Annotated in this window: 12 protein-coding genes; 4 read left to right on the top strand and 8 right to left on the bottom strand. The window is 45.1% G+C overall.

Going from position 1 to position 15,349, the window contains the following annotated elements; genetic code table 11:
* Positions 1-66 precede the first annotated feature (66 nt).
* Both RJD38_RS19730 and glgC read right to left on the bottom strand, forming a co-directional pair.
* On the bottom strand, positions 67-1,215 hold the full coding sequence (locus RJD38_RS19730; protein WP_065546814.1) for an iron-containing alcohol dehydrogenase: 1,149 nt from the start codon (positions 1,213-1,215) through the stop codon (positions 67-69).
* Positions 1,216-1,611: 396 nt separating this feature from the next.
* The gene (glgC, locus tag RJD38_RS19725; RefSeq protein WP_005599378.1) at positions 1,612-2,889 is read right to left on the bottom strand and encodes a glucose-1-phosphate adenylyltransferase; all 1,278 of its coding nucleotides are present in this window, start codon (positions 2,887-2,889) and stop codon (positions 1,612-1,614) included.
* A 198-nt stretch (positions 2,890-3,087) separates the two neighbouring features.
* On the opposite strand from glgC, the gene RJD38_RS19720 reads away from it, so the two are divergent.
* Positions 3,088-4,296: an IS4 family transposase gene (locus RJD38_RS19720; protein ID WP_032073033.1), complete on the top strand. Its 1,209-nt coding sequence runs from the start codon at positions 3,088-3,090 to the stop codon at positions 4,294-4,296.
* Positions 4,297-4,518: 222 nt separating this feature from the next.
* On the opposite strand, the gene fruA is transcribed toward RJD38_RS19720, so the two are convergent.
* The 3 genes from fruA to fruB are packed head-to-tail and all read right to left on the bottom strand — an operon-like array spanning position 4,519 to position 8,380.
* Positions 4,519-6,246: a PTS fructose transporter subunit IIBC gene (fruA, locus tag RJD38_RS19715; protein ID WP_065546274.1), complete on the bottom strand. Its 1,728-nt coding sequence runs from the start codon at positions 6,244-6,246 to the stop codon at positions 4,519-4,521.
* A 15-nt stretch (positions 6,247-6,261) separates the two neighbouring features.
* On the bottom strand, positions 6,262-7,233 hold the full coding sequence (gene pfkB, locus RJD38_RS19710) for a 1-phosphofructokinase (protein WP_065546273.1): 972 nt from the start codon (positions 7,231-7,233) through the stop codon (positions 6,262-6,264).
* Positions 7,234-7,237: 4 nt separating this feature from the next.
* The gene (fruB, locus tag RJD38_RS19705) at positions 7,238-8,380 is read right to left on the bottom strand and encodes a fused PTS fructose transporter subunit IIA/HPr protein (protein WP_065546272.1); all 1,143 of its coding nucleotides are present in this window, start codon (positions 8,378-8,380) and stop codon (positions 7,238-7,240) included.
* Positions 8,381-8,620: 240 nt separating this feature from the next.
* On the opposite strand from fruB, the gene cra reads away from it, so the two are divergent.
* Positions 8,621-9,601: a catabolite repressor/activator gene (gene cra / locus RJD38_RS19700; protein WP_065546271.1), complete on the top strand. Its 981-nt coding sequence runs from the start codon at positions 8,621-8,623 to the stop codon at positions 9,599-9,601.
* Between the two features lie 59 nt (positions 9,602-9,660).
* Here the strand turns inward: cra and RJD38_RS19695 are convergent, their stop codons facing one another.
* The 3 genes from RJD38_RS19695 to RJD38_RS19685 all read right to left on the bottom strand — a co-directional run bounded on the left by RJD38_RS19695 (position 9,661) and on the right by RJD38_RS19685 (position 12,886).
* The gene (locus RJD38_RS19695) at positions 9,661-11,484 is read right to left on the bottom strand and encodes a methyl-accepting chemotaxis protein (RefSeq protein ID WP_367971473.1); all 1,824 of its coding nucleotides are present in this window, start codon (positions 11,482-11,484) and stop codon (positions 9,661-9,663) included.
* Between the two features lie 420 nt (positions 11,485-11,904).
* A complete protein-coding gene (locus RJD38_RS19690) occupies positions 11,905-12,423 on the bottom strand; it encodes a hypothetical protein (protein ID WP_065546269.1) in 519 nt (172 codons plus the stop codon).
* 88 nt (positions 12,424-12,511) lie between these two features.
* Positions 12,512-12,886, bottom strand: a complete 375-nt coding sequence (locus RJD38_RS19685) for a YgiW/YdeI family stress tolerance OB fold protein (RefSeq protein ID WP_065546268.1) — start codon at positions 12,884-12,886, stop codon at positions 12,512-12,514.
* A 179-nt stretch (positions 12,887-13,065) separates the two neighbouring features.
* On the opposite strand from RJD38_RS19685, the gene RJD38_RS19680 reads away from it, so the two are divergent.
* Together RJD38_RS19680 and modA are read left to right on the top strand one after the other, a co-directional pair.
* Entirely contained in the window at positions 13,066-14,544 is a 1,479-nt protein-coding gene (locus RJD38_RS19680; RefSeq protein WP_065546267.1) for a cobyric acid synthase, read from the top strand.
* The gene (modA, locus tag RJD38_RS19675; protein WP_065546266.1) at positions 14,528-15,316 is read left to right on the top strand and encodes a molybdate ABC transporter substrate-binding protein; all 789 of its coding nucleotides are present in this window, start codon (positions 14,528-14,530) and stop codon (positions 15,314-15,316) included. Before RJD38_RS19680 ends, modA begins: the two co-directional genes overlap by 17 nt.
* Positions 15,317-15,349 lie beyond the last annotated feature (33 nt).

Raw genomic sequence — 15,349 nt, 5'->3', positions numbered from 1 at the left:
AGGGCGTTAATAACGAGATTTAGGCTTAGCACTTGTCATGCTAAGCCTAGAACTAAAAGCGGAAAGTTAAGCAATCGCGTTTTCTAGGATGACGCGGCTTTGCGTCAAATCAATTGCTTGTGTTTCACCTAACGCAACCATGCCATGCTTTTCAAGTTGCTCAAGAACTAAATTGATTGCTGCTGCTTTATCGCCGTTATGTTCGGTTAGTTTAGTCGGTACATTAAGGCTGTGATAGAAGCCTTCAATCGCGTCGATAGTGCGCTCAGCAAGCTGCTCACCGGAGTCTAAACGGAACACCTCACGGCCCATCTGTTCAAGTTTGCCGCGTTTAAGTTCAATCTGATTACGCAATAGAGAGGGTTGTACGATCGCTAAAGATCGCGCGTGATCAACATGCCAAAGGGCCGTTAATTCATGGCCAATCATATGAGTCGCCCAATCGTGTGGTACGCCGGAACCAATCAAGCCATTGAGCGCTTGGTTTGCCGTCCACATTAGGTTTTCTCGCCATTGGTCATTATCACGTTGGTCATATTGGCTCGCAAGCGTTAAAAGATTACGCAATAACACTTCAGCATAGCCATCTTGTACCATATGGCCGTGATTGTAGGTCAGATACTGCTCGCAAACATGAACCCATGCGTCGACTAAGCCATTGATAAGTTGACGTTCAGGCAAGGACTTCATTACATCCGGATCCATAACCGCGAATTGTGGTTGAACAAAAGGGGAAAGAAATGCCAGTTTATCTTGCGTTGCTGCTTTTGTGATAACCGCTCCAGAATTCGATTCAGACCCCGTTGCCGGCAGGGTAAGAACTGCACCCAGAAGTGTTGCTGAACTTACTTGATGTTGGCCTGTTAAAATATCCCAGCCGTCGCCATCGTAATGAGATGCCGCAGCGATGTACTTACAGCCATCAATAACCGAACCACCACCGACGGCAAGGATCATCTCAATCGCCTGCTCTTTGACAATCGCCACCGCTTTATCGAGCGTTTCTTTGGTTGGATTCGCTTCAACACCCGAAAACTCACACCATTGATGATTCTCCAGTGCAGCTGCAACTTGCTGATACACACCGTTAGCTTTAATTGAACCACCGCCATAAACCACAAGTACTTTAGTTGTAGTAGGAATAGAACTCGCGATAGCGGCAATTTGTCCTTGGCCGAAGAATATTTTTGTCGGATTTAGATAAGTGAATTGCATAGACATGGCACACCTCGTAGGGATTGGTTTGTAGAACCAATATTATTGATTTATTTATTACTTAATGGGGACTGTCAAACTCGATTGCAACTCAATGATCGTTGAATCTCGTTAATGAGCGAATAGCGCTTTAATCAGTTGTTGTTTGATAATGTTGTGTCGTACCTCTTTCACGTAGCAAAAATACGTAAAGGCATATTAATTGAGCACATTGTTGATTATACGAACAAAAACGGGGAAAGAATCATTTACAAATTTGCTGTTTTTTACTGGCAGTGTTTAAGCGATACTAAATTCCCCTATAGGAGATCTAGTCAATCTTCTCAAACACCCTCAGTCAAGAGGGTGTTTTTTTTACCGTCAATACCTTACTCCCGTCGTTTAGCTCGTCGACAGTTAGATGGCATGACCGTTTTTCACCAGCTCGTGCTCATACTGATTGCTATCAAGATTATTGCCCTCAAAACGGTAGCTTTCTGGGACAACCACGACGCCGTTGGGGGAAATAGTAAAGCGTCGTGCATCATCAATACGATTTAAGCCAATTTGTGTTCTTGGTGGGATCTTGACGTGTTTATCGATAATACAATTTACTAGTTGGCAACCTTCGCCAACTTCGACATCGTCAAATAAAATACTGTCAACAACGGTCGCGCCATCCAAGATACGTACGTTGGGTGAAACAATCGAGTTTTGCACGGAACCGCCAGAATTAATGACGCCATTTGAGATCATCGAGTTAATGAAAATGCCTTCATTTCCAGTAGCAGAAGAAACGGTGCGAGCTGGTGGATATTGCCTTTCATAAGTTCGAATTGGCCAATCGTACTGATAGAGATTCATGGGTGGAATCGGCTCCAACAAATCCATATTGGCTTGGAAAAAAGAGTCAATCGTGCCCACATCACGCCAATAACAATCCATCGCCACACGGCCCAAAGGATTACAAAACTGATAGGCATAGACTTGTTGGCTTTCAATCAGCTTAGGAATGATGTCGTTACCAAAATCATGGCTAGAATCGATTTTTTTGGCATCTAATTCAAGTTGTTCGCGTAACACATCGGCATTGAAGACGTAAATACCCATCGAAACATCGGCAATATTGGGGTCATAGGGGTTAGTAGGGGGAGCACTCGGTTTTTCAATAAACTCGGTAATAACCGAGTCGGCTCTGGTTCTCACTACACCAAATTGATGAGCTTCTTCCTTGTTGACGCCCATACAAGCGATGGTCAGTTTTGCGCCATTCTTTTTATGTTCGGCAATCAACGCAGCATAGTCCATACGATAGATATGATCACCCGAGAGGACCACCACATACTTGGCATCACTGCGCTCTAAAAGCCATAGATTGTGGTAAATCGCATCTGCCGTGCCTTCATACCATTTACCGCCGCCACGCATTTGTGGGGGAACAACAGAAATAAATTCCCCCAATTCTGGATTAAGTAATGACCAGCCATCACGAAGATGTTTCTGCAACGAATGCGATTTGTATTGTGTGAGCACCAGTACTCGTCGTAGCCCTGAATGAAGGCAATTGCTTAATGTAAAATCGATAATCCGGTATTTTCCGCCAAAGGGAACGGCGGGTTTCGCCCGATCATCGGTTAACGGACTTAAGCGTGAACCGACACCTCCAGCGAGGATGATGGTTAATGTGTCTTGCATGGTGACTCTCCGGTTTCTGACGTTGCCTGCAAACAAATAAGTTGCTTACCTTATTGAGGTTAGTACAAGAAATAGGCCATGATGCAAAGTACTGAGGAATCCCCTAATGATTTTGATAAAAATCATAAATTTAAGGTAGATGCACATCTTGTCATGTGATCAAATGGTTCTGAGAAAAATCAATAACCAGACAACAAGATGTGCGAACTCGATATTTTACACGACTCTCTTTACCAATTCTGCCCTGAATTGCACTTAAAACGACTCAACAGTTTAACGCTGGCTTGCCACGCATTACTTGAATGTAAAACGCTCACTCTTACCGAACTTGGTCGTAACCTGCCAACGAAAGCCAGAACAAAACATAACATCAAACGAATCGACAGATTGTTAGGTAATCGTCACTTGCACAAAGAGCGACTCGCTGTATACCGTTGGCATGCCAGCTTTATCTGTTCAGGTAATTCGATGCCCATTGTTCTTGTTGACTGGTCTGATATTCGTGAGCAAAAACGGCTTATGGTATTGCGGGCTTCGGTGGCACTACATGGTCGTTCTATTACTCTTTATGAGAAAGCCTTTCCGCTTTCAGAGCAATGTTCAAAGAAGGCTCATGACCAATTTCTAGCCGACCTTGCAAGCATTCTACCGAGTAACACTACACCGCTCATTGTCAGTGATGCTGGCTTTAAAGTGCCATGGTATAAATCCGTTGAAAAGCTAGGTTGGTACTGGTTAAGTCGAGTCAGAGGGAAAGTGCAATATGCAGATTTAGGTGCGGAAAACTGGCAACCTATCAGCAACTTACATAGCATATCCTCAAGTCGCTCAAAGACTTTAGGCTATAAGAGGTTGACTAAGAGCAACCCAATTTCATGTCAAATTGCACTGTATAAATCACGTCCTAAAGGCCGAAAAAATCAGCGTTCGACACGGACTAATTGTCATCATCCGTCACCTAAAATCTACTCCGCTTCGACAAAAGAACCATGGGTTTTAGCGACTAACTTGCCCGTTGAAATCCGAACACCAAAGCAACTTGTTAGGCTCTACTCGAAGCGTATGCAAATTGAAGAAACCTTCCGAGACTTGAAAAGCCCAGCCTACGGTTTAGGCCTCCGTCATAGCCGAACTAGCAGCTCAGAGCGCTTTGATATCATGCTGCTAATCGCCCTAATGCTTCAACTGACATTTTGGCTTGCTGGAGTTCATGGTCAGAAACAAGGTTGGGATAAGCACTTCCAAGCTAACACTGTCAAAAATCGAAATGTACTCTCAACAGTGCGCTTAGGGATGGAAGTTTTGCGGCATTCTGGCTACACAATAACGAGGGAAGACTTGCTCGCGGCTGCAACCCTGCTTGCTCAAAATCTATTCAAACATGGTTGTGCTTTGGGGAAATTATGAGGGGATCCCTCAGTGCAAAGTATTGGTTTTTCTGAATATTTACTGTTTGAGTTGGCGAACTACGTCTCATTAGGGTGCAACGTTGTGTTGCTTTGCACTCCATTGGGGATTGGAAAAATAACCAGATAAAGGAAGTCGCGTTGAGTCGCGAGTATATAAAAACGCCTTATAAAAATAAGGCGTTTACATAACGGGGGATTCAGGAGTGAAGCATGAAAACGATTAAGCGGTCACGGCCACTTTCTTATCACGACTCTTGAGGAATGCGTAAGTAAAGCCCGTTACTGCCGTACCTGCTGCAATCGCGACTAAGTACATCAACACCGGTGAAACTGCATTTGGGATCAACAGGACAAACAAGCCGCCATGTGGTGCCATCAGTTTTGCTCCGAACAACATTGAAAGTGCTCCCGTTAACGCGCCGCCCGCCATACATGATGGGATAACGCGAATAGGATCTTTTGCAGCAAATGGGATCGCACCTTCAGAGATAAAACACAGACCAAGAACGAATGATGCTTTACCCGCCTCGCGTTCACTCTGTTCAAATTTACTTTTCGCAAGGAACGTCGCGAGCCCCATACCAAGAGCTGGAACCATACCCGCCGCCATAATTGCCGCCATCGGTGCGTAAGTTTGCGAGGCCAATAAGCCAACACCAAAAGCGTAAGCCGCTTTGTTCACCGGACCACCAAGGTCAAAACACATCATGGCGCCAAGGACAATACCAAGCATTACCGCACTGTCTGAGCCCATATTGTTAAGGAAATCCGTCAGCGCAGTCATAATGCCAGCAACAGGGCCACCGACAATATAGATCATGACTAAACCGGTAAATAAGGTCGCAACAAATGGAATAATCAGGATTGGCTTAAGCGCCTGCATCGATTGAGGTAACTGCAGTTTGTCGGTAATAAATTTAGCCGCGTAACCGGCGATGAAACCTGCGGCAATACCGCCTAGGAAGCCGGCGCCAGTTGAACTGGCTAACATACCACCAACCAAACCTGGCGCAAGGCCCGGACGATCTGCAATAGAGAAAGCAATAAAGCCCGCTAAGACAGGGATCATCAGCGCAAATGCAGAGCCACCACCGATGGTCATTAGTGCGGCAGCCAGTGTGCCTTCTTTTTCAAATGCATTAATACCAAAGACAAAGGATAGGGCGATGATTAGGCCGCCCGCCACAACGACTGGAAGCATATGAGATACGCCAGTCATTAGGTGCTTATAGACACCTTTCTTTTCGTCTGTTGCTGAATTTGTTGCGCCAGCGCTCGCAGTGAAAGGGGTCGCGTTAGCAAAAGCGGTTGTGATTTCTTGCTCGGTTTTCTTGAGAGCAAGTCCCGTACTGGTTTTATATAATTTCTTGCCATTAAAGCGCTCTAGAGGGACTTCAATGTCAGCGGCAATAATCACCAAATCCGCATCAGCGATCTCTTGAGCACTCAATTGGTTTTTCGCGCCCACAGAGCCACGGGTTTCCACTTTGATCTGGTGGCCCATCACCTGCGCTTGTTTCTCTAACGCTTCCGCCGCCATAAAGGTATGTGCTACGCCTGTTGGACATGCGGTAATGGCAACAATGCGTTTTTGCTGCTGAGAATCAGTACAAACCGGCTTAAATTGGGAAGCAGATTCAAGTAAGACTGCCTGAGTGTCGGCGTCTTTCAAAACCTGTTGTGCGTTGTGAATGACTTCTTCAACATCAACACGGTACACTTTTTTACCCACAAAACGTCGGTCATCAACTTCACGGTTCGCAGCGATAATCACAATATCACTTGCGGCGATGGTTGCTTCGCCAATCTCAGTGTAAGGGATCACATTCGATTGGCATTCTATATTGGCTTTCCAGTTTAGTGCTTGAGCCGCTTTTTCCAAAAGCCCCGCAGCAATAATGCTGTTAGCAACGCCGCTTGGACAAGCGGTAATAATAGTTAGATTCATAACATCGACCTTTTGTTATTTGAATTCAGACGAAATTGGATTGATTTCTACTTGTTGTTGTAATGCGATAACTTCTGCAACCTCGGCGACACCAACACCCACTTGTGAAACCGCAAGGGCAGAGAGTGCTGTGGCGAAGGTGAGTAATTGATGTTTTTCCATTTTTTGCATGTGTCCCCAGCATAGTCCGGCGACAAGGGTATCCCCGGCGCCCACCGTGCTAACGACCGTCATTTTTGGTGGTTTTGCCGCTAGCCATTGGTCTTGGTTTAACCACATAACGCCTTTTGCTCCAAGTGAAACGACGATATTGTCGATCCCTTTTGTGCTTAGTTGTTCAGCGATAGCGATCACGTCTTTTTCGCTTGCAACGGGTTGTTGGGCAAAATCAGCCAGCTCTTCGTCATTGGGTTTAATTAGCCACGGTGCAGCTTCGATACCAGCTTCAAGCGCAGCGCGGCTCGAATCAAACAGGACCTTTTTGCCTTTATTTTTGAGTTTACGCACCCAGTTGGCACACATTTCTGGTGTCACGCCGTTCGGTAAGCTACCCGCAAGCACGAAGAAGTCATGGTTGCAGCAAAGCTCATCGAGGGTTTGTTCAAACAGGTCAATCGCGTGCTGGTTAACCGTTACGCCGGGAAAATTGATGTCGCTAACGGCGCCATTGCTTTCGACTAGCTTGACGTTGATCCTTGTTGATCCCTCTACGCGAATGAATCGATCCGTGGCGCCCATCTCTTCAAATAACTGACAAAATAGCTCTTGATTATCTTGGCCAAGAAACCCTGTCACGGTGACGTCTGCACCTAAGTCGCTCAACACACGTGCGACATTGACACCTTTACCTGCCGCATGAAAATCACTTCGTTCAACTAGGCTGACACCTCCTTGGACTAAGGCCTGCAAACTACCCGTTAGATCCAATGCTGGATTTAGGGTAATGGTCACGACTTTATTGATTTTGTTTGTAGCTTTGATATTCATAGGGTTATGCCTCACCTAGACCAGATTCGATCGCTTGTCCAATTGCTGCCAACGCTTGTTTTGCATCGTCGCCCTGAGCAACAAATTCCAACTGGTGGCCGTGTTTAACACCAAGCGCGATAACCTTCATTAAGCTTTTTGCGTTAACAAACGCGCTGTCGGAATCAATGTTACGCACGGTAATAGTGGCATCGAATTTTTTAGCACTTGCAACTAACATCGCGCCCGGGCGGGCGTGCAACCCATGAGCGTTGCGGATGTGGAAAACCGCACTATTGCCATCAGCGGTTTGAGCTTCGTTGGCACTAATATCGACCAATGGATTAAATAGTGTGATCAGCTCTTCAGCGGTCTTATCGTTTAAACTTCCAATGGTGTGGTTAGCAATCAACGTCTGAATGACATTAAGCTGAGCTTGATGCGCGCCATTACAAGCGGAAAAAGTGATCAGTGATGTGACGTTTTTGCCTTCGTAGTGGCACTGATTGGCAGTTGAAACAAATGCCATACCGGTTTGATTAACACCTTTGTTCGAACCTAGTAGCCAAACGCCATCACCAAGGTGGGTAGGGGTTTTTGCGACCACATCAGCGACAAATTCGTTGTTAACGCTGCCACTGTTTTTAAGTAAGCCAGCTGAAACTGCCGCCATCTGAATCATATCGCTGGCCGGAAAACCAAGCTGGATGTGGCTGGCATCAAAGTCGATATTAAATTGTGTTTCACCGTTTAGCAGCGCAATGATTTGTTCCGCGTTGTTGGCATTTTTCAGCGCAGTTTCAACGTTGTCATCAGCTAAGACATTGGTTAGCTGCTTTAAGATACCTAAGTGTTCATCACTTTTTGCCGCGATGCCGATGGCAAGGTAAACCAGGTTGCCGTCACACCAATCAATGCCTTGAGGAAAATGGGAGATAGTGACACCAGTCTGTTTAACTAAGTCACGAGTGTCGACAGTACCGTGTGGGATAGCAATACCGTTGCCGAGATAGGTCGAATTTTGCGCTTCACGCGCCGCCATACCTTGGTGATAACCTTGCTCTACTAAGTCTTTTTCGACCAGTTGCTGAGCGAGAGAATGAATGGCAGCGTGCTTGTCCGCAAACTCCTGATTGAGTGATACGTCTTGTGTGGAAAGCTTTAGCATGGAGGCCTCGTATGGTGTTATTCGTTGTACTTACAATGTCGCTGAATCGGTTCAGCAGTTAGGTAAAAAAATTCAGCAAACCGCTAGGTAATAATCATGATATTTGAGATATACACGACAAATTGGTTGTTTGCTGAATCCTTTCAGCTTTAATGCTGAATCCATTCAGCGTATAATGCAAACATTGTTGAGATCATTGTTTATAAACTTTGATCTAATCCACAGAACGTAGATCAGAATATGACATTGGATGAAATAGCGAAATTGGCCGGCGTATCGAAAACGACAGCCAGTTATGTGATCAATGGTAAGGCTAAGACTTACCGAATCAGCGAGAAGACACAGCAAAAAGTGATGGCGGTAGTCGAACAACATAATTATCGACCTGATGTTGCAGCAAGCTCACTTCGAGTTGGAAGCAGTCGCTCGTTTGGTTTGGTGATCCCAGATCTAGAAAACACCAGTTATGCAAAATTAGCGAAATTACTTGAACAGAATTCGCGCAAAGCGGGTTACCAAATACTGATAGCGTGCTCTGATGATGACCCACAAACAGAAAAGAGCGTGGTGGATGCTTTAGTCAGTCGCAAAGTCGATGCGTTATTTGTTGCGAGTTGTATTACTGATGCGAGCGAGTTCTACCTGACACTACAGAGCAAGGGGACACCGGTTGTTGCCATTGACCGTCCACTGGATGATGAGCATTTTTGTTGTGTGATCAGTGAAGACTTTGGTGCGGCACATGAGTTAGCTATGTCAATACTTAGTGACGGCGTCACTAAAATTGGAGTGATTGGTGCGTTGCCAGAACTCAATATTTCCCGTGAACGTGAACTCGGCATTCGTTCTGTCACCAAAGAACAAGGCATAGAATTACAGTTAGGTTATGGCGAGCATTTTAATCGTGAACAGGCACAAGTAATATTTCAGCAGTGGGTAAATGAGGGGAATGTGCCCCAAGCGCTTATTACAACGTCTTATACCTTGCTGGAAGGCGTTTTGGATGTATTACTTGTTCACCCTGAACTGATTGGTCAGATTAAACTTGCGACGTTTGGTGATAACCGCTTGCTGGATTTTCTGCCATTTAAAGTTAATTCGCTGCCCCAGCAGTTTGAAGTAATAGCGGATAGTGCACTCGCGCTGGCCCTGAATGCCGCGGCTAAGCGCTATGAAACCGGTGTTGAGTTGGTGCCGCGACAAATTAAGGTTCGGAATTAAGCGCAAAACGCCCCGCGAAAGCAGGGCGTTTTTGTGTCTAGCGATTTGCTAACTGGCCATTAGTGTTTGAACATCTGAACCTGGCGATTAAGGCGCATCGCGATAGATTGAAGATCCTCTGCAACGGTACGGGAATTGACCGCTTCTTCAGACAGCTGATTGGAAACATCATTCGCCTGTTGAATATTTTTGCTTATCTCTTCCGTTACCGTGCGCTGCTCTGAGGCTGCGTTGGAGATTTGCATCGCCATATCTGAGATCTCTTGAATCGAGATGGTGATTTTTTCTAAAGCATCAGTGGCATCGTTGGCATCTTCAACACTTGAGGACGCAAGCGATTGACTACGGTTCATCGATTCTACTGCTTCATGACTGTTTTTTTGCAAACTTTCAATCATGTCACGAATTTCTACCGTTGAACTGTGAGTTCGTTGCGATAACACGCGCACTTCATCTGCGACCACAGCAAAGCCACGACCTTGCTCACCAGCACGTGCTGCTTCAATCGCTGCGTTCAAGGCCAACAGGTTGGTTTGCTCGGCAATATCGCTAATGGTTGAAAGAATGGTGTTGATCTCTTTTGAGTTTCGCTCGAGCTCGCTGATGGTATCCGATGCATGTTGCAACTGTGAGGCGAGGTTAGTGATAGACTCTTGATTGCGTTTTATGACCAATTTACCTTGGTCGCAATGTTCCGTTGAACCAAAAGCTGAATCTGCCGTTAAGCGTGCATTGCCGGCCACTTCCTCCGCTGCTGCCGACATTTCATGGACAGCAGTCGCAATTTGTGAGACTTCGTTAAGCTGAACTGAAAGGCCATCGCTAATTTCTGTCGCGACGCGGGTGCTGACTTTCGATTGTTCGTCAATACTCTGCGCTGATTGAGAGATATCCGTTACCACCTCTTGCAGCTTGGCGATAAAGGCATTGACGTGACCCGCTAACAGGCCAATCTCGTCTTTACTATCGACGGTTATACGTTTGGTTAAGTCACCATTACCTTGTGACAGATCACGCATTGACTCGCTCAGTGAATGAAGGGGAGCAAGAGCCTTTTTCACAATGAATAATGAAATAAGCGCAATAATGATCACTTGCATCAAGCCTAGAATCATCGACTGTTGAACCAACGATTGATGCGATTGGAAGGCATGATCTTTATCGATGACAATGGTGTAGTACCAATCGGTATTGGGCACCTTACGCACAGCCAGTAGCGAATCAACGCCCGAAATAGAGAGCGGTTGTAAATGATTAATTGACGAGAGCTCGACAATCTTGTTCATGGTTAAATCAGGCGAAATGCGATCAAGATTTTTGAGCGTCAAATCGCTATTGGCATGGCCAACGATATGGCCTTGGCTATTGACTAAAAATCCAAATACGCCCGCTTCATCGGACTCTACGATATCGTCTACTAGCGTACTGATCTCAACATCTGCACCAAGGACACCTTCAATACCGGCCGTATTAAATGGTTTAGCAATAGAAATAACCAGTTTTTGTGTGCCGATATCGACATAAGGCTCGGTGATTTGCATTGTGCCAGCCGCCATAGCCTCTTGATACCAAGGGCGAGTGCGAGGATCGAATCCATTTGCGTCAATTAGTGGCACACCTTGTAAAAACTGGCCATTCGCAAGTCCCGCGTACACAATTTGAAAATCACCTGCCTTAGTTAGGTAGGCTAAATAGGACTCTAGATCACCATTTTCTTTAAATACACCGGTAGCCGCATCAACAACTTTTATCTTGGCCGAAAACCAGTTGTTCATACTGGCGATGTTACCTTCTAATAAGGTCATACCGTACTGTGTTGTTGAGCGCTGAGTTTCGTCGAGAATTTGACGCCCTGTAAGATACGTTTGCGCTGCGGTCATCATGAGTACAGCTGTAACAAACGCGATAGTTAATTTTGTTTTTATCGATAATGCTGACATATACAACCTTTTCCCTATATCAACTGTTAAGCGCGCGGAGCATATCAGACAGCGTTCTAAATAAAATTTTAAATTCTATGAAAATTTGATTTAGGTCGAAAGAATAGCCGGTATTTATCTATACGACAGAAAAGAGTAATGAATATTTAACAATCTGCTCGCCATTATCTAGCGTAAATACGCGTCTAATTAGAAGTGGTAGAGGAAATGACTATTTATTTGAGTGGATAGTGTAATTGTCAGAATAATGACGAAAAGTTAGAGCTGAGCTGAATAACATCATCAAAAAAGCCCACGAATCATCGTAGGCTTTGAATGTTAAATCATGCTATTTAACAGTATGTGTACACTTAAACGAGAGATTTAAAACTGGAAGCGTACTGATAGTGCAAGCTGTGGACCGTAAATACCCGAATTACGTGTTTCAGCCGACAGCGAAAGCTGATTGGTTGAATGAAAACGAACGCCGGCGTGAAACACCGAACGTTCATCAAGAACACCAACACGCGTTGTTGCTTCAATTTGTGCTGCTAGCCATACCCGTAAGCCAATATTGAATTCAGGAGTGGTATTTCGTTCTTTATTTAAATCATCAGGATAGGAAATGGTGTGTAAAAGCACTTGGCCAAAGACATCTGAAAACTGGTTAATTGGGCCGTTAAAACCAAAACCAGCAGCTAAGTCCGCATCACCTTTGAATTGACTGTCAGCACGAGCGACAAAATGTACATTTTCTAACATTTGAGTATTAAACTCGACACCAGAAAATTTTGGGTTTACTGCGGTACGAAATTCCAAATAGTTATAGTTAAAGTTATTGGCAAACGCAGATTGCGAAAACGTAAGGCTCGCGACTAAGCCTAAAAGCCATTTTTTGTTCAAAGGTATTCTCCAACTGACAGCGGTGATGCTGAAAGGCCCACAAAATGTGGGCCTAATTTTGGTTATTTTACCTATTAATTTTATAGATTTACAGTACTTGAATACGATCTACCTCGATCTCGGGCGTATTGCCACCCTCAAACTCACCAAATAGACGAACTCGGGTTGTTGCATCGATTGGTGCGGCAAGACGAATGTCATCATCAAGCTCTATTTGAACTTCGGTATTACCATCGGTAAACATAAATTTGTCACTGCTCAACTGACGAACTAGGTGGCCTTCTACAACGACGTGCTGTTCGGTAAACATGTTGCTTTCAGCAACTAACTTGCTCATGTTACTTAACTCAACTGGGCCGTTGAACTGAACTCCGTCCGATTTTTGATGATGTCCACCATCAGCGAGGGCAATGGATGGGATAAGAATGACAACAGCAGCGATAGCTAAAATTGTTTTTTTCATAATAAGTTCCTTCATTGATGCTATTTTGGCGATGTGCCTTGATTTGATGATGCTATTAAACAACACCTTAGGTGAATCAATGCTGAGCTAGGTATTCATTTTCAATTCATGTTTTTGTTAGAAATAGCCGCTTAAACTGGTTATCATCGCGAGAATCAAAATTCACAAGTCAATCCGTTATGTATTCAGCTTTACAAGCTCTGATGGTACAGGGCACCACGTCTGACGCAGGAAAAAGTGTTTTAGTCGCCGGTTTATGCCGTGTTTTGGCAAGGCGTGGTGTGCACGTTGCTCCTTTTAAGCCACAAAACATGGCCCTAAATAGTGCAGTAACCGAAGATGGTGGCGAAATTGGTCGCGCTCAAGCGGTGCAGGCGGCAGCTTGTAACGTAAAGCCAACGGTTCACATGAACCCAGTATTATTAAAGCCAAATTCAGACACCGGGGCACAAGTGATCTTGCAAGGTCGTGCTCTTAGTAATATGGAAGCCACGAGTTATCACGACTACAAGCGAGTCGCGATGGAAACCGTTATGGACTCGTTCAATAAATTACAAACCGAATTTGACTCGGTAATGATTGAAGGTGCTGGCAGCCCCGCTGAAATTAACTTGCGTGAAAACGACATCGCCAACATGGGTTTTGCTGAGCAAGCGGATGTACCGGTTATCATCGTTGCAGATATTGATCGCGGTGGTGTTTTTGCCCACCTCTATGGCACATTGGCACTGCTGTCTGAATCAGAGCAAGCTCGTGTAAAAGGCTTTGTCATTAACCGTTTCCGTGGCGATATCAAGTTACTCGAGTCTGGACTCGATTGGCTGGAAGAGAAAACGGGCAAACCGGTTATCGGTGTTTTGCCGTACTTGCATGGTTTCGATCTTGAAGCAGAAGACGCCATCAATAACGATCAAGCGGATAAAAGTGCTGCTAAGCTGATTGTTAAAGTGCCGGTATTTACTCGCATCAGCAATCACACCGACTTTGATATTCTCCGTCAAAATCCAGATATCGATTTACAATTCGTCGGCAAAGGACAATCTCTCAATGGTGCGGATGTGATCGTCTTACCAGGGACTAAATCCGTACGTGCCGATCTCGATTATCTACGTAGCCAGAATTGGCATAACGAAATTGCGCGTCATTTACGTTTTGGCGGCAAAGTGATGGGGATTTGTGGCGGTTACCAAATGCTGGGGATGCGCATTGATGATCCTCTCGGTATTGAAGGCGAACCGGGCTCAAGTGAAGGGCTTGGGTATCTAAATATAACCACGGTGCTTACTGAAGACAAAGCGTTGGTTAACGTGACGGGTAACCTCGCACTAAACGGTAAAGTCGCCAAAGTTAAAGGTTACGAAATCCACGCAGGGCGTAGTGATGTACAAGAAGCACAACCAATCACGTTAAATAGTGGCGCTCTCGATGGCGCGGTGAGCGAATCTAATCAAATATTGGGAACCTATCTGCACGGCGTCTTTGACCATACGGATGCGTTAACTCTTTTGTGTGAGTGGATGGGGCTAGAAAACGTTGCTATTGTCGATCATCATGCCAATCAAGAACGTGCAATTAATCGAATAGCTGATGCGATAGAAAAGTATCTAAAGTTGGATTTATTATGGCCAGAATTAGAGTCAAATGAAGTTACAAATTAAAATCATCGCGCTACTGGGGCTACTCGTCATGAGTTCCCCACTTTTTGCTGCAAGCAAAATCGCACCAGAGAAATTACGTATTTACGCAGCGTCGTCAATGACCAATGCGCTCAACAGCCTGATCAGTGATTATCGTGAGGCGCATGATGTGAGTATCGTACCGATTTATGGTGGTTCTTCATCTTTAGCCAGACAAATAGAGCAGGGCGCACCGGCTGACATCTTTATTTCTGCCAATACTTTGTGGGTTGATCGTTTGATTCAGACCGGTGTTGTAACTCCGGCGGATGTGGCAGATTTTGCAAGTAATCAACTGGTTGTCATTGCACCGAGTGATAGTGATGTGATGCTCAATCCACTGCAGAATGAATCGTGGCAAACAGCGTTAAAGGGTGAGCGTCTCGCGATTGGCCAACCTAATGCCGTTCCTGCCGGGATTTATGCTCAGCAAGCGTTAGAAAACATCGGTGTATGGTCTAGCGTTAAGCGCTCGCTTGCCCCAGCCAATAATGTTCGCATGGCCTTAACGCTCGTCGAGCGTGGTGAAACGCCACTGGGTATTGTTTATCAAACCGATGCACAAGTGTCTGACAAGGTGAAGGTGATATATCGCTTTGAACCATCCACCCATCAATCGATTCGCTATCCAATGGTGACATTGTCTGATACGCCTGCAGTCAACAATTTCTCGAACTACCTCCAGACCGATGCCGCTCATAAAATTTTGCGACAATATGGTTTTGAGGTGACGTCGGCACCCAGCAGCAATTAAGCATGATGGAAGAATGATATGAATAGGAGCGTA

Origin of the sequence: Vibrio scophthalmi (assembly GCF_040869025.1) — a bacterium.
Classification (GTDB): Bacteria; Pseudomonadota; Gammaproteobacteria; order Enterobacterales; family Vibrionaceae; genus Vibrio; species Vibrio scophthalmi.
This window is presented reverse-complemented; position numbering and strand designations above follow the sequence as displayed.